Below are 21156 nucleotides of genomic sequence, written 5' to 3'. Positions count from 1 at the left end.
CAACTTTTTGGGGTCAGTACAACCCGAGGCTACTCTCCCTCAACTCCGACAAGTTGAGAGTAGCCTCTTATTCTTTTTTTGACAAGGCGTAAAAGGCATGACGCCATTAAAAACTGCGTTAGGCATCGTCTTTATTATTTGCCTGACGATAGTGATCTTTACCTTTATTACTCGAGGTAAGTTATGCGAGTTTTCAATAAAGGGTGAACATCAGGAGGTGGCGGCAAAATTAGCCTGTAACGCAGGCTAACCTCTACGGGCGGAACCACTGTTCCGCCCGGCTTGCAGGATGCTGAGGTCTTAATGCACCCATTTTTTTCTTCTGTCGCCGCGATTATACTGCGCGGCGTGTACCCCGATGATAAGAACCCATGAAACATATTTTTCTGTTGTTGTTACTTTTTACATCGCTTGTCCGTGCCGACGAGATTGGCAGTCAGTACAAAGAACAGGCTGAAGCGGGTGACGCCCGTGCCCAGTATTATTTGGCCGATACATACTTTAGCTCCGGTGACAGCAAGCAGGCCGCGCTGTGGGCCGAGAAAGCCGCTAAAGGTGGCGATGTCGACGCCATGGGGCTGCTCTCTCAAATCCTCTTTACCCAGGGAAATTATGCGCAAGCTAAGGCACTGGCGCAGCAGGCAACCATCGCGGGCAGCAAACGCGGCGCGATCATGCTGGCGCGCGTGCTGGTCAACACTCAGGCAGGTAAAACTGACTATCCTCAGGCCATCAAACTGCTGCAAACGGCGGCCGAAGATATCGATAACGACTCTGCGGTAGATGCGCAAATGCTGCTCGGGCTGATTTATGCCAACGGCGTTGAAGTGGTTCAGGACGACGTGCAGGCCGCCTCGTGGTTCAAGCGGAGCTCGGCACTTTCACGCACGGGCTACTCCGAATACTGGGCAGGGATGTTGTTCAGGCAGGGTGAGAAAGGCTTTATCACGCCCAATAAACAGAAAGCGCTGTACTGGTTGAACCTGAGCTGCACTGAAGGGTTTGATACGGGATGCGAAGAGTTTGATGCGCTGAGCGGAGAGTAAAGCATTGCCCGGTGGCGCTGCGCTTATCGGGCCTACGGCTTGTGTAGGCCGGGTAAGGCGAAGCCGCCACCCGGCTTTTAACATTACTGGTCAGCCGTCTTATCAAAACGACCCAGCACCTCGCGTTCATACGCCAGCGCTTTTTTACGATCGAATTTGTGTTCCCACTTGGCGATAACCAGCACCGCCAGGGCATTCCCCACCACGTTCAGCGCGGTACGCGCCATGTCGAGGATACGGTCGACACCGGCGATAAACGCCAGACCTTCCAGCGGAATACCGACGCTGCCAAGCGTCGCCAGCAGCACCACGAAGGAGACGCCCGGAACGCCTGCAATACCTTTGGACGTCACCATCAGCGTCAGCACCAGCACGATTTCCTGCCACAGCGACAGGTCAATGCCGTACAGCTGCGCAATAAAGATAGCGGCGATGCTCTGGTACAGCGTCGAACCGTCCAGGTTAAAGGAGTAGCCGGTCGGTACCACGAAGCTGGTAATAGAGGCAGGCGCGCCGTAGGCTTCCATCTTCTCAATGATGCGCGGCAGCACGCTCTCAGAACTTGCCGTGGAGTACGCCAGAATCAGCTCATCTTTCAGGATGCGAATCAGGATCCAGATGCTCAGCCCGCACAGGCGCGCCACGATCCCCAGCACCACCAGCGCGAAGAACAGAATGGCGAAGTGCACCAGGAGCACCAGCTTCGCCAGCGGCCACAGGGAGGCAAAACCGAAGTTCGCCACGGTCACCGCGATAAGCGCAAACACCCCTACCGGCGCATAGCGCATCACCATGTGCGTCACTTTAAACATGGTTTCGGAGATAGAGCGGAACACGGTCACCAGCGGCTCACGGTGCGTCGCCGGCAGGGAAGAGAGCCCCAGACCAAACAGCACCGAGAAGAAGATGATAGGCAGCATCTCGCCCTTCGCCATCGACGCCACGATATTGGTCGGCACCAGCGACAGGATAGTGCCCATCAGGCCATGCGCATGGCTCTGCACGTCAGCGGTCGTACTTTGGTATTTCGAAATATCCACCGTTGCCAGCTGCGACATATCGATCCCGGACCCCGGCTGGAACACGTTCGCCAGCGTGATACCGAGGATAATCGCAACCGTAGTGATCACTTCGAAATAGATAATGGTTTTCGCACCAATACGGCCTAACTGCTTCGCATCGCCGACGCCCGCAATACCGACCACCAGCGTCGAGATCACAATCGGCACCACAATCATCTTGATCAGATGAATAAAGATATCCCCTGCCGGTGAAAGCAGGTTCGCAATCAGCCATTCGCGGCTGTCGCTATGATAGTGGAGGTAACTGCCCAGCAAGATGCCCAGCACAAGGGCGATTAAGATCTGCCAGGCAAGGCTGACTTTAACGTTTTTCATAGAAACTGACTTCCTCAATGAAGCGCCTTGTTCACTCAAACTGCATGAACAGGGAGACATACTGAAAGGGTATGAATTGTGTTGCGTTGGTTTATGGGATTTTTTAACGCGGCGTATGAGTATCATTTGCGCGACCTGTTGCGCAAGCCTTAAAGAACGACGCGTTTCACTCACAAAAGCGACGATGACGGGAGTTTGTTCTAATTCTGATAAATAACCTTTTGTTATAAAAACGCTTTTTTAAACATAAATGTGAATAATCGTCAGCATCAATTATTTTCCTTCAAAGTTTCATTCGCTCATTTTTCATACTCTTCAAACAATGCGTGATCTGTAGCCCAAATAATAAACAAAGCTTGTAAAGCCCCTACAATTAACGTTTTTGCGACATATTATTAACATCTTACAAGGAGAAAAAAAGCCATGAGCCAAATACATAAACACGACATTCCCGCAAATATTGCGGACCGTTGCCTGATCACCCCGGAGCAGTACCACGAGAAATATCAGCAATCTATCACCGCCCCGGACACCTTCTGGGGTGAGCAGGGCCATATCCTTGACTGGATCAAACCTTATCAGAAGGTGAAGAACACCTCCTTTGCGCCCGGCAATGTCTCCATTAAATGGTATGAAGATGGCACCCTGAACCTGGCGGCGAACTGCCTCGATCGTCACCTCGCCGAGCGCGGGAATGAGACGGCCATCATCTGGGAAGGTGATGACGCTTCGCAAAGCAAACATATTACGTACAAAGAGCTGCACCGCGACGTGTGCCGCTTCGCCAACGTCCTGCTGGAAAAGGGCATTAAAAAAGGCGATGTAGTCGCTATTTATATGCCGATGGTGCCGGAAGCTGCGGTGGCCATGCTGGCCTGCGCGCGTATCGGCGCGATCCACTCGGTCATTTTCGGCGGGTTCTCGCCAGAGGCGGTAGCGGGCCGCATTGTCGATTCCAGTTCAAAACTGGTGATCACCGCCGATGAAGGCGTGCGCGCCGGACGCGGTATCCCACTGAAGAAAAACGTCGACGAAGCGCTGAAAAACCCGAACGTCAAAACGGTCAGTAACGTCATCGTCCTTAAGCGTACCGGCGGCAAAATCGACTGGACCGAGGGGCGCGACCTGTGGTGGAGCGACCTGATTGAGAACGCGAGCGACCAGCATCAGCCGGAAGAGATGAACGCAGAAGATCCGCTGTTCATTCTTTATACCTCCGGCTCCACCGGTAAGCCGAAAGGCGTCCTGCACACCACCGGCGGCTATCTGGTCTATGCGGCCACCACCTTCAAATACGTCTTCGACTACCATCCGGGCGACATCTACTGGTGTACCGCCGACGTGGGCTGGGTTACCGGACACAGCTATCTGCTGTACGGCCCGCTGGCCTGTGGCGCAACAACGCTGATGTTTGAGGGCGTACCAAACTGGCCGACCCCGGCGCGTATGTGTCAGGTGGTCGACAAACACCAGATCAACATTCTCTACACCGCGCCAACGGCGATCCGCGCACTGATGGCGGAAGGCGATAAAGCCATCGAAGGCACTGACCGATCTTCATTGCGCATCCTCGGTTCCGTGGGTGAGCCAATCAACCCGGAAGCCTGGGAGTGGTACTGGAAGAAAATCGGCAACGAGAAATGCCCGGTGATGGACACCTGGTGGCAGACCGAAACCGGCGGCTTCATGATCACTCCGATGCCGGGCGCCACGCAGCTGAAGGCCGGTTCCGCAACCCGTCCGTTCTTCGGCGTGCAGCCTGCGCTGGTGGATAACGAAGGCAACCCGCTGGAAGGCGCCACCGAAGGCAACCTGGTGATCACAGATTCCTGGCCGGGTCAGGCGCGTACCCTGTTCGGCGATCACGATCGCTTCGAGCAGACCTACTTCTCGACCTTTAAAAACATGTACTTCAGCGGCGACGGCGCGCGTCGTGACGAAGACGGCTATTACTGGATAACCGGGCGCGTGGACGACGTGCTGAACGTCTCCGGCCACCGTCTGGGCACCGCTGAGATTGAATCGGCGCTGGTGTCGCATCCGAAGATTGCCGAAGCGGCGGTTGTGGGCATTCCGCACAACATCAAAGGCCAGGCGATTTACGCCTATGTCACTCTGAACCACGGTGAAGAACCGTCGCCTGAGCTCTACGCTGAGGTGCGCAACTGGGTGCGTAAAGAGATTGGCCCGCTGGCGACGCCGGACGTGCTGCACTGGACCGACTCGCTGCCGAAAACCCGTTCCGGCAAAATTATGCGTCGTATTTTGCGCAAAATCGCGGCTGGAGACACCAGCAACCTCGGTGATACCTCAACGCTCGCGGATCCTGGCGTGGTGGAAAAACTGCTCGAAGAGAAGCAGGCCATCGCGATGCCTTCCTAGTGTTTTCTCCCTCTCCCTGTGGGAGAGGGCTGGGGTGAGGGCATCAGACCGCACCTTCCTCCCCTCACCCTAACCCTCTCCCCAAAAGGGAGAGGTGACTAAAAACAAACCTACCTTACCTTTGGAGACTCTGTGATGAATAACGATATTTGTCAGCAGATAGAGAATAGTGCGCACTACAGGGAGCTCGTCGATAAGCGGCAACGGTTTGCCTTCATCCTTTCCATCATCATGCTGGTTATCTACGTCGGCTTTATTCTGCTGATCGCCTTTGCCCCGCACTGGCTGGGCACCCCGCTGCACGAGGGGACCAGCGTGACGCGAGGTATTCCGATTGGCATTGGCGTGATTGTGATTTCATTCCTGCTGACCGGCGTCTACGTCTGGCGCGCGAACGGTGAATTCGATCGACTTAATAAAGCGGTACTGCAAGAGGTAAAAGCATCATGAAGAGAGTTCTGACGGCGCTCGCCGCCACGCTTCCCTTTGCCGCCCACGCGGCGGATGCCATTACCGGCGAGGTCCAGCGCCAGCCAACCAACTGGCAGGCCATTGTGATGTTCCTGATTTTCGTCCTGCTGACGCTGTACATCACCTACTGGGCGTCGAAACGCGTGCGCTCCCGTAACGATTACTACACCGCTGGCGGCAACATTACCGGCTTCCAGAACGGGCTGGCGATTGCGGGTGACTTTATGTCCGCCGCCTCGTTCCTCGGGATCTCCGCGCTGGTGTATACATCCGGCTATGACGGCCTGATTTATTCCCTCGGCTTCCTCGTCGGCTGGCCGATCATCCTGTTCCTGATTGCCGAACGCCTGCGTAACCTGGGCCGCTATACCTTCGCTGACGTGGCCTCCTATCGCCTGAAGCAGGGGCCGATTCGCACCCTCTCCGCCTGCGGTTCGCTGGTGGTGGTGGCGCTGTACCTGATTGCGCAGATGGTCGGCGCGGGTAAATTGATCGAACTGCTGTTCGGCCTGAACTACCACGTCGCGGTGGTGCTGGTTGGCGTGCTGATGGTGATGTACGTGCTGTTCGGCGGCATGCTGGCAACCACCTGGGTGCAGATCATCAAAGCCGTCCTGCTGCTGTTCGGCGCCAGCTTTATGGCCTTTATGGTGATGAAGCACGTCGGATTCAGCTTCAATAACCTGTTCACCGAGGCGATGGCGGTCCACCCGAAAGGGGAAGCGATCATGAGCCCGGGCGGGCTGGTGAAAGACCCGATATCCGCGCTCTCGCTTGGTCTCGGCCTGATGTTCGGTACCGCGGGCCTGCCGCATATCCTGATGCGCTTCTTCACCGTGAGCGATGCGCGTGAAGCGCGCAAGAGCGTCTTCTACGCCACCGGTTTCATGGGTTACTTCTACATCCTGACCTTTATCATCGGCTTTGGCGCGATCATGCTGGTGGGGGCGAACCCGGCGTTTAAAGACGCGGCGGGCGCGCTGATTGGCGGTAACAACATGGCGGCGGTGCATCTGGCGGACGCGGTGGGCGGTAACCTGTTCCTCGGCTTTATCTCCGCCGTGGCCTTCGCCACCATTCTTGCGGTGGTTGCAGGGCTGACGCTCGCCGGCGCGTCTGCGGTGTCGCATGACCTCTACGCCAACGTTATCCGCAAAGGCGCGAGCGAGCGCGACGAGCTGAAGGTCTCGAAAATCACCGTGCTGGTGCTGGGCGTGGTGGCGATTCTGTTAGGCATTCTGTTTGAGAAGCAGAACATCGCCTTTATGGTGGGGCTGGCCTTCTCGATTGCGGCAAGCTGTAACTTCCCGATCATCCTGCTCTCCATGTACTGGTCGAAGCTGACCACGCGCGGCGCGATGATTGGCGGCTGGCTGGGGCTGCTGACGGCGGTGATCCTGATGATTCTGGGCCCGACCATCTGGGTGCAGATCCTCGGTCACGCAAGCGCTATCTTCCCGTATGAATACCCGGCGCTGTTCTCTATCGCCGTGGCGTTTATCGGCATCTGGTTCTTCTCGGCCACCGACAATTCGCCGGAGGGTAACCTGGAGCGAGAGAAATTCCGCGCCCAGTTCATCCGTTCTCAAACCGGCCTGGGCGTTGAGCAGGGCCGCGCGCACTAAGCCTTTCTCCCCGGTCATTCTGGCCGGGGAGCTTAAAACATCACCCACGCCACCAGCGGCGCAATCAGCACCATCACTACGCCTGAGAGCATCATCACCAGGCTCGCGACAACGCCCTCCTGCTGCCCCAGCTCATACGAACGTGCCGTACCCGCCCCGTGCGACGCCGCGCCAAACCCCGCGCCTTTCGCCATCCCTTCCCGGATAGAAAGCCGCAGAAAGAGCATATCGCCGACGGCCATCCCAAAGACGCCCGTCACCACCACAAACAGCGCCACCAGATCCGGCTGCCCGCCGAGCGGTTTAGCGGCCGCCAGCGCAAACGGCGTGGTTACCGAACGCACCGCCAGGCTGCGCTGAATTTCATCGGGCAGCGTAAACAGCCGCGCCAGCCAGACGGAGCTGCACACCGCCACCACCGTGGCGGTGATGACGCCCGCGCTGAGCGACATCCAGTGGCGTTTGATAATCGCCAGGTTGTCGTAAACGGGGACGGCAAAAGCGATGGTCGCCGGGCCGAGCAGCCACAGCAGCCAGTGGGATTCGCCAATGTAGTTTTGCCAGGAGATGTGGCCGAAGACCAGCATCAGCACCAGCAGGATCGGCGTAAAGACCAGCGGCATCAGCGGCAGGGCATGAAAGCGGCGATACAGCCGCTTGTTGGCAAAGTAGATCGCCAGCGTCGCAATCAGGCACAAGACGCTGATCTGAAAATTAGTCATGTTTGTGCCTGCTGATTTCAAAGCGATACACTTTATCCACCACCCAGGCGGTTGCCCCCAGCACCATCAGCGTACTCAGCGCGATAACCGCAAAGATTCGCCAGCCGTCCATCATCAGCAGCTGCGCATAGTTCACCACCGCCACCACCGCCGGAACAAAGAACAGCAGCATCTCCGCCAGCAGCCAGCGCGCCCCGGCGCGCACCCAGTTAAGGGGGATCACGCGGCACAGAATAAGCGTCAGCATTAGCAGCATCCCGACAAGATTGGCGGGCAGCGGCAGATGCAGCCAGCCGACAAGATATTCCGCGAAAACAAACAGTCCCGCGTAGAGCAGTACCTGCACCGGGACCTGGAGTCGTTGCACAACGGCAGGCGTAACACGGCTTAACGCCACGGCCATGGGGGTTTTCCTCAAAAATGAGACGAGGCGCCAGTATAGAGAGCGCACGGTATGGACTGAAATGAATTAAAATCATCAAAGGTATAGTTTCGAGGAATAATCATGGACATAAGAACGCTGCGCTATTTTGTCGAAGTGGTTCGTCAGCAAAGTTTTACCCGCGCAGCGGAGAAGTTGTTTGTTACCCAGCCCACCATCAGCAAAATGCTGAAAAACCTCGAAGATGAACTGAACTGTACCCTGCTGATCCGCGACGGGCGCAAGCTGTTGCTGACCGACACCGGACGCGTGGTATTCGAACGCGGGCTGGCGATTCTGGCGGAGTTTCGCCAGCTGGAAGCAGAGCTGGGCGATATCAATCATCTGAAGAAAGGTGTGCTTCGCCTCGGCATTCCGCCCATGGTGGGGATGATGATGGCCGGGCCGATTAGCCTGTTTCGCCAGCGTTATCCCGGCGTTGAGCTGAAGATTTCGGAGTTTGGTGGGTTAACCGTCCAGCAGGCCGTCACCAACGGCGAGCTCGACGTGGCAATGACCGCCCTCCCCGTTGAGGAAGAGAGCGGTCTGGCAACGCTTCCGCTCTTTAGCCACCCGCTGTGCGTGCTGGTTCCCCGCTCCGGCGACTGGCTGAAGTTAGACTCGGTGAGACCTGAACTGCTCGGCGAGCACCCTCTGCTGATCTACAACGAAGACTTCGCCCTCAGCCGCCAGCTGATGACGCTGTTTAACCAGCATAACGTCAAGCCGCGCATAGCGGTGCGCAGCGGACAGTGGGATTTCCTGGCGGCGATGGTACAGGCCGGCGTGGGGATTGCCATTCTGCCGCAGCCAATTTGCGAGCGGCTGGATAAAAACACGCTGCGCTGGATCCCGCTGGAGAGCGACCTGCACTGGCAGCTGGGGATGATCTGGCGCGAAGGGGTGTATTTATCGCAGAGCGCGCAGGCGTGGCTGCAGTGTTGTGAGGGGTTTTGGGTGCCCTCACCCTAACCCTCTCCCACAGGGCTGAGGAATCCCCAGTAATTTTTCACCTGAAGCGATGAAAACTTCTTCTGCAAAATTAATGACTTACAGCGACACCCTGGTCCGGCTGTAAATCGCCGAAGCGTTTCCGTAAGGCCGGGGCGAGGCGCAGGGATGCGCCGAGAGGGCGTGGCCTGCAGGGATGCAGGCTCATGCCCGACCCGATAGCCTGAAGGAATAAGCTGAGGGCACCGCGAAGCGGCGATTTACCGCCGGGAGCCCGGGTCGCCAGGGTGGTGGCGATTGAGCCACCCTGGCACGTTCACCGGTCATGTCGTTACAGAGTAGCAAGGAACATAAAGTGAACGGAATGACCTCCACAGCCGTATGTTCCCCCTCACCCCAGCCCTCTCCCTCAAGGGAGAGGGGGTCGTCCGTGCAGGCATTATTTTGTGGGAAACCCTCAGCCCACAAGGAGAGGGAACCGATCGAGCACGCAGGCCCGGTAAGCGCAGCGCCACCGGGCAAAAACAGCGCTACTGATTCTCTATCAACAGCGCTTCCAGCAGGTCCAGATCGTGCAGCAGCTTTTGCAGCGTTTCGTTGCTGATCTGCCGCGTGGCGCGCAGATGGTACAGCTCGGCGCGCTCTGAGCGCAGCGCCGCCAGGCGGAACCGACGCTCCAGGTTTTCCTCCTGCAGCGAGCTTTCCACATCGTTACGCCCGTCCGCGCGGCGGCGCAGGTTACCAATCACGCGGGAACTGACCTCCGTCAGCAGCTGATTATCGATGTTCTCTTCCGCATCCGCGGCCAGACGCTCTTCCATCTTCTGAATCGCGACAATTGCTACTTCGGCGGTGGCCGCCCGGGCAATACGCTCCTCTTTATGCTGCTGAGTCGAATCACCGGCATCAATATGCTGGAGTAAAATCGGCAGCATAATCACGCCGACAAACAGGGAGAACAGAATCACGCCCGCCGCCAGGAAGACCAGCTCGTAGCGCGCCGGGAAGACGTCGCCCGTGGGCAGCAGCAGCGGAATGGAGAGCACACCGGCAAGGGTGATCGCCCCGCGTACGCCCGCAAAAGAGGCGATCAGCAGCTCACGCGTTGTCCACGAGCCGAACTCCATCGGCTTTTTCTTCAGGAAACGTACGCTGAAGTTTTTCATCGTCCACAGCCAGCCGAAACGCACCAGCATCAGCGCCATGTAGATCAGCACGATGTCGGTAAACAGCATCCAGACCTCAACGTTCGGATCGGCCTCCGCCGCCACCAGCGAGGATTCCATAATGCCCGGCAGCTGCAGGCCCAACAGCAGGAACACCATGCCGTTAAAGACAAATTCCAGCATGGCCCAGGTGCTGTTGGCACGCAGACGCATGGCCAGCGGCGCGCGACGCATTACGCCGGAACGGGTGATGGTCATCCCCGCCGCAACCGCAGCCAGAATGCCCGACACGCCGATATGTTCGGCAATCAGATAAGAGGCAAACGGCAGCAGGAACAGCAGTACGATCTGCGTTGCGGGCTCATCGCCGCCCCAGCGGCTGAGGAAGCGCAATGAGCGGCCGTACAGCCAGCTCACCACGAAGCCCGCCAGAATACCGCCAATCGCCACCTTGAAGAATTCAAGGGTTGCGCCGCCGATGGTAAAGACCATCGTGCCCATCGCAACGGCCACGGCAAACTTCAGGGCGACCAGGCCGGAGGCGTCGTTCATCAGCGCCTCACCCTGTAAAATCCCCATGATTTTCTTCGGAATACGGCCTTCACCCACAATGCCAGACAGCGCCACGGCATCGGTTGGCGACAGCACGGCGGCCAGCGCAAAAGCCGGTATTAATGGAATACCCGGTACCGCCCAGTAGATCAGAAAACCAATCCCGACGACGGTGACCACCACCAGCGCCAGCGCCAGGCCGAAGATCTCGCGCCCGTGCTCAAGGAATTCGCGGGTGGGCGTTTTCCAGCCATCGGCAAACAGCAGCGGCGGGATAAACAGCACGAGGAACAGTTCGGGGTCAAATTCCACGTGCAGGCCAAACGTCGGCCACGCCAGCAGCGCGCCGATGGCAATTTGCATTAATGGCAGGGGGACCTGAAAGGGCAGTACGCGTGTAACCACCCCGGATAGCGAGACCACAAGGGTCATGATGAGTATTGTGAAGAAGATTTCCATGCGTTCCCTGTTTGCTGTGTTGCTTATGTACTCCGGAAGGCGTCGTGCCTTTTATTCTATCTTCTCCAGAGTAACGCAAAAGGCAACAGGATGAGTCCTGAAAATAAAAACGGGCGGCCTGAGCCACCCGTTTTCGCATCAATGGACAACTTAGATTGCCCAGCCGCCCGCGTAGAACGCCACCAGCGCAACGGCGATAATCACGGTGCCAACGTTCAGCTTGCGCCATTCACCGGAGACCAGACGACCAATCACCAGCGACGCGAAGCCGATCATAATGCCGGTCACGATGTTACAGGTCAGGACGATGAAGACCGCGGTAATCAGGCCAGACATCGCGTCCACGAAGTCCGCAAAGTCGATTTTCGCCACGTTGCTCAGCATCAGCAGGCCAACGTACATCAGCGCTGGCGCGGTCGCATACGCCGGAACCAGATAGGAGAGCGGAGAGAGGAACAGGATCAGCATGAACAGCACGCCGACGGTGATCGCCGTCAGGCCGGTTTTACCGCCTGCCGCCGTACCCGCTGCGGACTCGATGTACACCGCCGCAGGCGCCGCGCCCACCAGGCCGGAGAAGACGCTGCTCAGGGAGTCAGTGGTCAGCGCTTTGCCGCCATCAATAATCTGACCGTCCTTATCCAGCAGGTTCGCCTGACCGGCCACCGCACGAATGGTACCGGTCGCGTCAAACACGGCGGTCATGACCAGCGCCAGCACGCTTGGCAGGATCACCGGGTTCAGCGCGCCAACGATATCCAGGCTGCCAATCAGGGAGTTGCCTTTGTCATCGCTCAGCGACGGCATGGCGAAGATACCGGAGAAGTGTACGGTTGGATCGAAAATCAGGCCGACAATAGAAACGCCGATAATGGTCAGCAGAATGCCGCCCGGGACTTTCAGTTTTTCCAGACCGATAATCACCGCCAGACCGATCAGCGACATGATCACCGGGAAGCTGGCGAAGTGGCCCAGCGCTACCGGCAGACCGTCCAGCGGGTTCTTGATGACCAGACCAACGCCGTTGGCGGCGATCAGCAACAGGAACAGGCCGATACCGATACCGGTACCGTGCGCCACGCCCTGCGGCAGGTTGCGCAAAATCCAGCTACGGATGCCGGTCGCTGAAATCACGGTAAACAGCACACCCATCAGGAACACGGCACCCAGCGCAACCGGTACGCTGATGTGCTGACCCAGCACCAGGCTGAACGCGGTAAACGCGGTCAGAGAGATGGCGCAACCAATCGCCAGCGGCAGGTTCGCCCACAGACCCATCACGATGGAGCCCACGCCGGCCACAAGACAGGTCGCCACAAAGACAGCCGCTGGCGGGAAGCCTGCTTTGCCCAGCATGCCCGGCACAACGATGACGGAATAAACCATCGCCAGAAACGTTGTCAAACCGGCAACAATTTCCTGGCGCACGGTGCTGCCGCGGGCCGAAATTTTAAACATGGCGTCAAGTGAACCGCCAGTACGCGCAGATGGCGTAGACATAGAAAACATCCCCTGAGAGTTTTTTAGGAAGTCCGTAAGCGAGGTGGAGACGCCACTGCCAGCTGAACGTCAAATCCTTGTGTTGCGTTTGTGACGAAAGGGCGTCACAAAAAAAGCAAACGTTTAGCTCCGCGCTTACAAACGGGTGGTCAAATTAAGGCAAACGATTATCTAGCGTAATCCCCGCCCTTTTCAACTGAACTTTCTCGTTTTTCGCTAAAATTCCCTTATGACGCTGAAGAAATAAACAGAGGATGCGCAAACGTTATCGTCTATGCGCAATTTGTTTACATTTCAGTCCTCGCCCGGGATAGATAACGGTCCCCCCTGTTCCAGGGTTCTTTGCCAGCCTGGGGTGTTCTCAACTTTTGTCTTCCACGCCTGAATATGCGGCAGATTAGCGATACCGCCGCGCGCCAGCAGCGCAAAGATCGGGAAGCTCATCTGGATATCGGCCATGCTGAGCGAATCCCCGGCAAACCAGCTGTTTTCGGCAAGATGTGACTCAATAAAGCGCGCATGGGTTTCCAGCTGACGGTTGAGATACGCTTTCTGCACCCCCTGCCCCAGCGCTTTGCCCAGGGTTCTGATACCAAACGGCACCGGCGGCTTGCCGAGGCTGTTGAAGACCAGCTTCATTAACAGAAGCGGCATCAGCGATCCTTCGGCGTAATGCAGCCAGAAGCGGTATTGCACCTTATGCGCCGGATCTAAAGGCTTAAGGCGTGACTCGGCATCGTATGTTTCCTGCAGATATTCCAGAATGGCGCCAGACTCCGCAAGGATCAGCCCGTTATCTTCGATGACCGGCGATTTGCCCAACGGATGCACCTTTTTGAGAGCCTCCGGCGCCAGCATGTTCTTTTCGCGCTGGTAGTGGACGATCTCATAAGGCAGGCCGAGTTCTTCCAGCGCCCAGATCGCGCGGTGCGAGCGCGACTGGTTAAGGTGGTGTACCGTGAGCATGGTTTTCTCCTGTTATTCATACTTTTTAACTATAGAAAATTGAACAACACCGCGAAAAAAATTCGTCTAAATAACGGTCGGTGAGGCTGGCGAAAAAACGGGTCTTGCATAGAATTAAAGTGTCAGCACAATCCGGAACCTCCCCAACCAGCTCGACACTGAGGGGTGCTGATGTCGGGGGAAACCCTCCCGTGAACCAGCGGGATAGAGTGAAAGACAAAGACCGGGAAAAACTAAAGCGCCCTTATGTGGCGCTTTAGTTCTTTATAATGCTTTTGCCGGGTGGCGCTTCGCTTACCCGGCCTACGTTCCCGGTTTTGTAGGCCGGGTAAGGCGCAGCCGCCACCCGGCAAACCGGCCGCACAATCTCAATCCTCTTCCAGCAACCGCGCCCCCGTCCCCTGCTCGCCCAGCCTGTCGCCGGGGTTACGCAACGGACAATCGCTACGCGACAGGCAGCCGCAGCCGATGCAGCCATCCAGCTCGTCACGCAGCGCGACCAGCGTATGAATACGCCGGTCCAGCTCTTCACGCCACTGGGACGACAGCTCTTTCCACTCTTTCGGGCTCAGCGTATGCCCTTCCGGCAGCACGCCAAACGCCTCACCGATCGTGGCCAGGGGAATTCCGATTCGTTGCGCAATTTTGATAATCGCCACGTAGCGGAGCACGTCGCGGGTATAGCGACGCTGGTTGCCCCCGTTGCGGATGCTTTTAATTAACCCTTTGCTTTCATAGAAGTGGAGCGCGGATACCGCAACGCCGCTTCGCTTCGCCACTTCACCGGGGGTTAACAGCGCTTTAATGCGCGGCAATCTCTTTTCCATAAAACCTCTTTACCTCAAGTTAACTTGAGGAATTATACTCGCCCGCAGAGAAAACGACGAATTAACCGAGATAGTTGTATCTACAGAGGGGCAACCTTATGTCGCATCAGCAGATTATTCAGACGCTTATTGAATGGATTGATGAACATATCGACCAACCGTTGAACATTGATGTGGTCGCTAAAAAGTCGGGCTATTCGAAATGGTATTTACAGAGAATGTTCCGCACGGTCATGCATCAGACGCTGGGTGAGTACATTCGCCAGCGCAGACTGCTGCTGGCGGCGCAGGCGCTACGCTCAACGCAGCGGCCCATTTTTGATATCGCGATGGACCTTGGCTATGTGTCGCAACAAACCTTTTCCCGCGTGTTTCGCCGCGAGTTTGACCGCACGCCGAGCGACTATCGCCACCAGTTGAATTAATCACCCTCAGTGCAAAGGCTGCTGCTGCCAGGTCATAAATTCCTGGGGCGGCATCGCTTTCGCGAAGTGCCATCCCTGACAAAACTGGACGCCGCGCTTCAACAGCCAGCTCACCTGCTCTGCCGTCTCTACCCCTTCCGCAATGGTTTTCAGCCGCAGGCTTTGCGCCATCTCGATAATATGCTCGGCGATCAGGTGGCTGGTACTGTTGGTCGTTAAGGTATCGATAAACGATTTATCGATTTTCAGAATATCCACGTTCAGCGAGTAGAGGTTGTGCAGATTCGAGTAGCCGGTACCAAAATCATCGATCGCGACTTCATAACCCGCCTGACGGAAAGCCTGAATCACCGGGGTGGTTTTTGGCACATCGATAAAACCGCGTTCCGTCACTTCTATTTTGATTTGCTGCGCACGGACGGCGTAGTGGCGGGCCTTGTCGGAAATCATGGCGATCAGCCGCGAGGAGTGGAAATCCGTGGCCGACAGGTTAATCGAAATATAGAGATGCGGATGCTCGGCCAGGAAATGGCCCAGATCGTTGAACACCTCCTCAACGACATAGTCCGTAATCCGCTCGCTCATCCCCTCATTTTCCGCCAGCGGAATAAACTCTGCCGGGCTCATCACCTGGCCGTTAAAGCCAGGCCAGCGTAACAGCGCCTCCGCGCCCACGCACTGGTTATTCTTAATATCAATAATCGGCTGATAGTGAACGCAAAGCTGTCGTTTGTTCAGCGCCCGGTGCAGTAAGCGCCCCGGCGAATTGAGCTCACGATGGGTACGCGACCATACCAGCAAAATAATAATGCTGCAGATCATGCCCAGCGGTAGCGTCAACGTCGCCTGGTGATAAAGCGTTTCATAAAAGCGTTTATTTGATGTCGAGACAATGGCCGCAATCGGTCTTTTGGGAGATGTTACGATCGTATAAAAGCGGTTATCTTTTTGAAATACCGATTCCTTATCCCGAATCATCGAATTTAATAAAGAAACATTGGCTTTCTGGCTGACGGAAAAGAAAGCATTGGTTACCGTGTCGTACACACCCCAGGAGAGAGAATGATCCGCGGACATGACTTCGCTGTATGAAAGCGGATTGACGACCACCACATAATTTCCGCGCTGCATATATGTCATTTTATAGCCAGTATAAAATGGGGTATCGCGATAATAATAGATAGCGACGTCAGGTTTGCGCGTGTAATTAGCGACAGGAATGGCGTAGGGGTGATCCGGTGTAAAAACGGTCGAACAAAGAAAATTCTGACCTTCAGCGTAAATTAAATCGGCGACAAACAGGCGGCCACGAACAACGTTCAGCATATATTGACGGTGTCCCGGCGTGCAAAGCTCGCCCTGATATTTTACCGCCTCGTCCCTGGCAAGCTCAACCTGTTGAATAACCAGCTCTGTTTTGTCTAAAGCCAGTTCAGCAAATGTGCGTAGCTGGGCGCTTGTTTCAGACACGGCACGCAGTTGGGCAAACCATAGCGCAAGCATCACCGGCAGCATAACTACCATGATGATCCCTACCACCCTGAGCATTTTGCGCCGCGCGCTACGATTCATTTCCCGCCCTATATCCCTGCATGTTGTACGCCTGTAGTACTTAAGGCCGGATGCTTTGTTAAACAGGTGATTACGTTGCATGAATCATGCGAAGTTAGCAACTGACTTTTAGTATTAAAAATCTTAAATTTCGTTATGCCGATAATATTTTCCCGTAAGTTAAACTGTAAGTATTCGTTCCGTTTCAATTAAGGAAAATAATTATCCAGCCCGTCAGGCAGACGGGAAGATAACACAACAGACAATCGTTGATTAAGCCAAACGTCTGACAGCATGAAAAAAGTACAATTTCATCATGACGTTTTATGCTATTTGCTCTGAGGCATTGTGTCCGTTGATTTATAAATAGTCAGCCTACACCACAATATTTTGAGTATTGGCGGAGAATAATGCCCCTCTTATAAAAAACGAATTTGCGCTATCCCCACTTGCCCGAAGCGCGTTTTCGGCACGCTGTGGGTCCGCCTCCTCATGCGCCGAAGGCAGGACCAGCCCGCACAATCGCCTTTTCTGAGGAATAAAATCCTCTTTTTTGATCGCACAGATACTGGCGAATAAATCAACAAATGTGATATAGTTCACACATATTTTGTAACGAGAAACACCGTTTCATTCAGTTCGTCTGTTTTATAGAGGATGGGTTTTATGGCAACCATTACTACCAGCATGGTTCTCCTGCGCTGGCCTTTGTTGAGTGCGGTACTGATGTTTCTAGCCAGCACGCTGAACATTCAGTTTCGTAAATCTGACTATGCGGGCCTTGCTGTCATCAGCACCCTGCTGGGGCTGGGTGCGGCCTGCTGGTTTGCAACGGGTCTGCTTGGCATCACCCTGCTGGATATCGCTGCCGTCTGGGAAAACATTAAAGTGGTGATGGTTGAGGCGATGAGCCATACGCCGCCAGACTGGCCGATGGTGATTACCTGATCCCTTCCGGAATAAAAAAACCCAGATGCTAGTCTGGGTTTTTTGTTTTCAGCACGCGGAAATCAAAAGGGTTCTAATTACCTGATAGTGGAAAACAAAACAAAAAATATAATAATTTCATATTGTTATATGATAATTTATTAACTATGTGAAGTTTATAGTAAAAAATAGCCTTTATTACGACTAAAAACTTTACTTTCCTCTCTTGGTTGTTGCTCACCGCAATCATTCCAATTTTCTGGAATTAGTCTAAAAGAGAATCAGAGCAACTCTTTGCCTATTGGCAGCCTGAAGTCAACTCTGTTGTGAAGATTAACCTCAGAAATGCCCTCAATAAGATTTTCAAGGGAATATTTAACCAGTTCCGCTGGGCCAATAATGATACAGCCATTTTTGGCTTCAATATCAATAGCATCGCCGATACTGAAGCCAACTTTTTCCATAATTGCTTCTGGTATTTTGAATACTGGGCTATCTCCGCATTTCTCAATAATTATCTGGATCATTAGAGCTCCCCCGCTAGTACCATCATACATCATGTCTATAACTATGATTATATATCAACAACTTACATTATTTCAAACCATTTAGTAAGTATCATTGCACTAATCAGTATTAGTAAAAATAATTCAACTATCTTTTATTAATAGATAATTGATACATCCCGCTACAGCACATCGTCCGCATCAAATAGTATCTAATTGATTAGAAATGATTTTAATTTAAAACAGATGAAAAAAGTCAGATGTGCTGTAGTGGGAAAATGATTTTTAATGGAGTGGCTTGCAGTGCAAAAACCTCCTGTTCGATCACCATTTAACAAATGAAAATTTACACAAACTTACAGAAAGGCTCAAAAATTTGTATACATAGCGCAGTTGAGGTTAGGATAAGCAAAGCTTCCCGCCTCCGGGTTGCTACTTACCAAAAATACCAAAGCGGGGTGCTACCCCCGCTTTTTTTGTAACTGACACTTATTCAGTAACCGTGACTTTCTGGCCCAGTGACGCGCAGTATGCTGAGTTAGCAATAGAGCTTATGCTATCCCAAAAAAAGCCATAGAACCCGACAATACTGATAAGGATTGAGCCCCCCTGAAAACAGGGCCAGTGCCAACTTCTAATTCATCATGCTCACGGTTTTGCCATGTGCAGGGGGAACATCAGAGTCTGTCAAAGATTGATCCTTTGCGCGGAACAAAGATTTTCTCATACATCCGGGTCGCGTACTCGTCCGTCATACCTGAAACATAGTCGCTAATGACCCGCATTTTTTTATCGTCAGCTTTTTCAGCTTCTCTATACTTCTTGCACGTCTCTGCCGGGAGAAAACGTGTGGGGTCGCTTGCCAGCACATTGAACAGCTCTACAATCAACTTCTGGCCTTTGAACTCCAGTAGCTGAACGTTTTCGTGCCGGATAACCTTGTCCTCAACCAGACTGAAAATGGCCTCACGTAAGGCTTCGACTTCAGCAGGTAGTGCCACTTTATAGCGAAGCATTCCGCACTTGAAATCAGGATGCTGCACCTGAAGCGTGACACTTGTGATCATCAGATGAACCAGCGTTCCGATACATTCCTTGCGAAGGTAGCTTCTGCCGAACAGCTTATCGGCTACGTCTTCAGCGGTCAGGTCAAACGAGCTACGTTGACATGCTTCAAACAGATGCGACTTGTCACTGAAGTAGTCCATCCACATGCTTTTGTCGATCATTCTCAGTGAGATCGCGTCCTCAAGATCATGGAGTGAGTAGGATATCTCATCCGCTAAGTCCATAATCGTTGTGTCCAGCGCTTTATATTTCGTTTTCCTGTGCTCAACCGGCTCGGTGGTCTTTCTTCCGGATCTGAATAACAGCGCATCATCATGATCAAAAGGTTGGAGTGCGAAGCTGACAGTATCCGCTTCGGAGTCCAGATAGCATTTCGGGGGCTTAAAGCCGGAGGATTTAAACAGCCATTCACGGCTTCCTGACTCTAGCTGGCCGTAAGCGCTCTCGTTGACTACCTCAGAGTAGCTTGCCGGGTATTTCAGCACGCCTAGAATAAGCCTGCGCGTCGGATCCAGCCCGTTGGACTCGGTGTACTTATCCAATTGGGTGAGTATACGCAGCGTCTGTCCGTTACCCTCAAAGCCTCCATAGGCTCTCATGCAGTAGTTAAGCGCAACTTCACCACCATGACCGAAGGGGGGATGGCCGATATCGTGGGCAAGGCAGATAGCCTGCATAAGGCTTGGGTGAGGCAGGAATTCCGCCTCAGCCGCTACCCCAACGGGATAGCGTATATTCAGCTGAGACAGGATGCCGCTGCCAATCTGCGCTACCTCCATAGAGTGAGTCAGCCGTGTGCGGTAGAAGTCGCTCTCGCCCAGCCCCAGCACCTGTGTCTTCGACTGTAATCGCCTGAACGCGGAAGAGTGGATTAGTCGGGAAAGATCACGTTCGTATTCCGACCTTATTTCATCTGGCCTACGGGTATTGTTCCCCTGACGTTCAGACCAGAGCTGTTCTTTGCTGCGTGTCATACAGGCTCCTGTGGGCAGAATATAGCAATCAGCCTGCTTAAGCGCAGACGTGAGAAATGTAAACCCGGGGCTGAGATTCGTCCCTGTTATTCGGAATGAATCCTCTGTGCCAGCAAACTACCCAGGTTTTATCATCGTTAAAGAGTTCCGGGCGAGTGCTCGTCCGTGCTGCACCCTGGAAGTGAAAATGCATCCGTCGCATCCATCATTGAGCAGAATAAATTATCTATCGCATCTATTCCTGTAACGAGACAATATATTTTTTAAATCATCACGTTGCTATGCGTTAGTGCGAACAGCTATGCAATAGAGTTTACAAAAAACGAACTATCAAGTTATTGATTATGTACCTTGTAGTAAAGGAGCGCGTACACCAATACCGATTGTAATTGACATCATCGTCAGAAATGACGATGATTAGCGCATGAGATATCCCGGTGGTAAAGGCAAGTGCTATCAGAGACTCATCAACCTGATGCCAGTGCACGAGACATATATTGAAACCCACCTTGGTGGAGGAGCTGTGATGCGCAACAAACGGCCAGCAGCCCGTAATATTGGAATCGATATTGACCAACAGGTTATTGATGTATGGCGCGGCGGGGATATTCCCTGCGAACTCATTCAGGATGACGCTATAGCGTATCTCAGTACGTTTCCGTATCAGGGTAGTGAACTGGTTTACGCCGACCCACCCTATGTTCATAGCACGCGTAAACGTAGCAAAATCTATCGTCATGAATATTCAGATGACGATCATCGCCGGTTGCTGCAAGTGCTTGCCAGGTTGCCCTGCATGGTCATGATATCCGGTTACGGAAATCCTATCTATGACGAAATGCTGAGCGGATGGCGCTGCGAGCGATTTAACGCCAAGACTCATACGAGCGTGCGTGAAGAATGCGTATGGATGAACTTTGATGTTCCTGACAGGTTGCATGACGCGCGATACATGGGCAGCAGTTATCGGGAAAGACAGACTCTGGCCCGCAGACGCACTCGGCTTTATGATCGCATAGAACGAATGGAACCCGCAGAGCGCAACGAACTGATCAACTGGCTGAACGCAACTTATGGTCTGGAGACTGTATGACGCAGCGCGGAGCGGTCTTCATTGGACCGACAATTATCAATCTTGACTTTCCAGCTCCGGAACAGGATATCCTGCCGGGAGTTCGGTGGGGAAGAATTGAGGCGTTCTGACCTGCCCCCACGATTAG

At 54.1% G+C, this 21156-nt stretch carries 19 protein-coding genes; 9 read left to right on the top strand and 10 right to left on the bottom strand.

Annotation, left to right across the window (positions count from 1 at the left end):
• Nucleotides 1-97 precede the first annotated feature (97 nt).
• Together IM317_RS20810 and IM317_RS20805 are read left to right on the top strand one after the other, a co-directional pair.
• Nucleotides 98-250 carry a Hok/Gef family protein gene (locus tag IM317_RS20810; RefSeq protein WP_032644722.1) on the top strand — a complete coding sequence of 51 codons (153 nt, stop codon included), beginning with the start codon at nt 98-100 and terminating at the stop codon, nt 248-250.
• A 121-nt stretch (nt 251-371) separates the two neighbouring features.
• Nucleotides 372-1046, top strand: a complete 675-nt coding sequence (locus tag IM317_RS20805) for a tetratricopeptide repeat protein (protein ID WP_033144421.1) — start codon at nt 372-374, stop codon at nt 1044-1046.
• Between the two features lie 83 nt (nt 1047-1129).
• Here the strand turns inward: IM317_RS20805 and gltP are convergent, their stop codons facing one another.
• Nucleotides 1130-2443, bottom strand: coding sequence for a glutamate/aspartate:proton symporter GltP (gene gltP, locus IM317_RS20800; protein ID WP_023310067.1), 1314 nt, complete (start codon nt 2441-2443; stop codon nt 1130-1132).
• Between the two features lie 423 nt (nt 2444-2866).
• On the opposite strand from gltP, the gene acs reads away from it, so the two are divergent.
• The 3 genes from acs to actP all read left to right on the top strand — a co-directional run bounded on the left by acs (nt 2867) and on the right by actP (nt 6921).
• Complete coding sequence (gene acs / locus IM317_RS20795) at nt 2867-4825, top strand: acetate--CoA ligase (protein ID WP_033144420.1); 1959 nt, start codon at nt 2867-2869, stop codon at nt 4823-4825.
• 135 nt (nt 4826-4960) lie between these two features.
• Entirely contained in the window at nt 4961-5275 is a 315-nt protein-coding gene (locus tag IM317_RS20790; protein ID WP_023310065.1) for a DUF485 domain-containing protein, read from the top strand.
• A complete protein-coding gene (gene actP / locus IM317_RS20785; RefSeq protein WP_033144419.1) occupies nt 5272-6921 on the top strand; it encodes a cation/acetate symporter ActP in 1650 nt (549 codons plus the stop codon). Before IM317_RS20790 ends, actP begins: the two co-directional genes overlap by 4 nt.
• A gap of 32 nt (nt 6922-6953) precedes the next feature.
• On the opposite strand, the gene IM317_RS20780 is transcribed toward actP, so the two are convergent.
• Complete coding sequence (locus IM317_RS20780) at nt 6954-7643, bottom strand: LrgB family protein (protein WP_023310063.1); 690 nt, start codon at nt 7641-7643, stop codon at nt 6954-6956.
• Nucleotides 7636-8046, bottom strand: coding sequence for a CidA/LrgA family protein (locus tag IM317_RS20775; RefSeq protein ID WP_033144418.1), 411 nt, complete (start codon nt 8044-8046; stop codon nt 7636-7638). The genes IM317_RS20780 and IM317_RS20775 overlap by 8 nt, the downstream gene beginning before the upstream one ends.
• A gap of 102 nt (nt 8047-8148) precedes the next feature.
• Here IM317_RS20775 and IM317_RS20770 point away from each other — a divergent pair, with 102 nt between their 5' ends.
• Entirely contained in the window at nt 8149-9036 is an 888-nt protein-coding gene (locus IM317_RS20770; RefSeq protein ID WP_023310061.1) for a LysR family transcriptional regulator, read from the top strand.
• A gap of 509 nt (nt 9037-9545) precedes the next feature.
• Here the strand turns inward: IM317_RS20770 and IM317_RS20765 are convergent.
• The 4 genes from IM317_RS20765 to soxR form a co-directional block, all read right to left on the bottom strand.
• The gene (locus IM317_RS20765) at nt 9546-11192 is read right to left on the bottom strand and encodes a Na+/H+ antiporter (RefSeq protein WP_033144417.1); all 1647 of its coding nucleotides are present in this window, start codon (nt 11190-11192) and stop codon (nt 9546-9548) included.
• A 150-nt stretch (nt 11193-11342) separates the two neighbouring features.
• On the bottom strand, nt 11343-12692 hold the full coding sequence (gene ghxP, locus IM317_RS20760) for a guanine/hypoxanthine transporter GhxP (RefSeq protein ID WP_023310059.1): 1350 nt from the start codon (nt 12690-12692) through the stop codon (nt 11343-11345).
• A 294-nt stretch (nt 12693-12986) separates the two neighbouring features.
• Nucleotides 12987-13658: a glutathione S-transferase family protein gene (locus IM317_RS20755; protein WP_033144416.1), complete on the bottom strand. Its 672-nt coding sequence runs from the start codon at nt 13656-13658 to the stop codon at nt 12987-12989.
• A 368-nt stretch (nt 13659-14026) separates the two neighbouring features.
• On the bottom strand, nt 14027-14485 hold the full coding sequence (soxR, locus tag IM317_RS20750; protein ID WP_023331806.1) for a redox-sensitive transcriptional activator SoxR: 459 nt from the start codon (nt 14483-14485) through the stop codon (nt 14027-14029).
• A 98-nt stretch (nt 14486-14583) separates the two neighbouring features.
• Between soxR and soxS the strand changes: the two genes are divergently transcribed.
• On the top strand, nt 14584-14910 hold the full coding sequence (soxS, locus tag IM317_RS20745; protein WP_013095071.1) for a superoxide response transcriptional regulator SoxS: 327 nt from the start codon (nt 14584-14586) through the stop codon (nt 14908-14910).
• Nucleotides 14911-14916: 6 nt separating this feature from the next.
• Here soxS and IM317_RS20740 read toward each other — a convergent pair whose 3' ends face one another.
• On the bottom strand, nt 14917-16482 hold the full coding sequence (locus tag IM317_RS20740; RefSeq protein ID WP_029740210.1) for an EAL domain-containing protein: 1566 nt from the start codon (nt 16480-16482) through the stop codon (nt 14917-14919).
• 645 nt (nt 16483-17127) lie between these two features.
• Here IM317_RS20740 and IM317_RS20735 point away from each other — a divergent pair.
• Nucleotides 17128-17409 carry a YjcB family protein gene (locus tag IM317_RS20735; protein ID WP_008503385.1) on the top strand — a complete coding sequence of 94 codons (282 nt, stop codon included), beginning with the start codon at nt 17128-17130 and terminating at the stop codon, nt 17407-17409.
• Nucleotides 17410-17669: 260 nt separating this feature from the next.
• Here the strand turns inward: IM317_RS20735 and IM317_RS20730 are convergent, their stop codons facing one another.
• A complete protein-coding gene (locus tag IM317_RS20730) occupies nt 17670-17915 on the bottom strand; it encodes a hypothetical protein (protein ID WP_001514834.1) in 246 nt (81 codons plus the stop codon).
• 656 nt (nt 17916-18571) lie between these two features.
• The gene (locus tag IM317_RS20725) at nt 18572-19936 is read right to left on the bottom strand and encodes an anti-phage deoxyguanosine triphosphatase (RefSeq protein WP_001514832.1); all 1365 of its coding nucleotides are present in this window, start codon (nt 19934-19936) and stop codon (nt 18572-18574) included.
• 526 nt (nt 19937-20462) lie between these two features.
• On the opposite strand from IM317_RS20725, the gene IM317_RS20720 reads away from it, so the two are divergent.
• Nucleotides 20463-21029, top strand: coding sequence for a DNA adenine methylase (locus tag IM317_RS20720; protein ID WP_001514831.1), 567 nt, complete (start codon nt 20463-20465; stop codon nt 21027-21029).
• The last annotated feature ends 127 nt before the right edge of the window (nt 21030-21156 follow it).

Origin of the sequence: Enterobacter cloacae complex sp. S3, assembly GCF_014930495.1 — a bacterium.
In the GTDB taxonomy this organism is placed as follows: domain Bacteria; phylum Pseudomonadota; class Gammaproteobacteria; order Enterobacterales; family Enterobacteriaceae; genus Enterobacter; species Enterobacter asburiae_B.
Note: the sequence above shows the minus strand (reverse complement) of the source record. Positions and strands in the feature narration are given on the sequence as shown.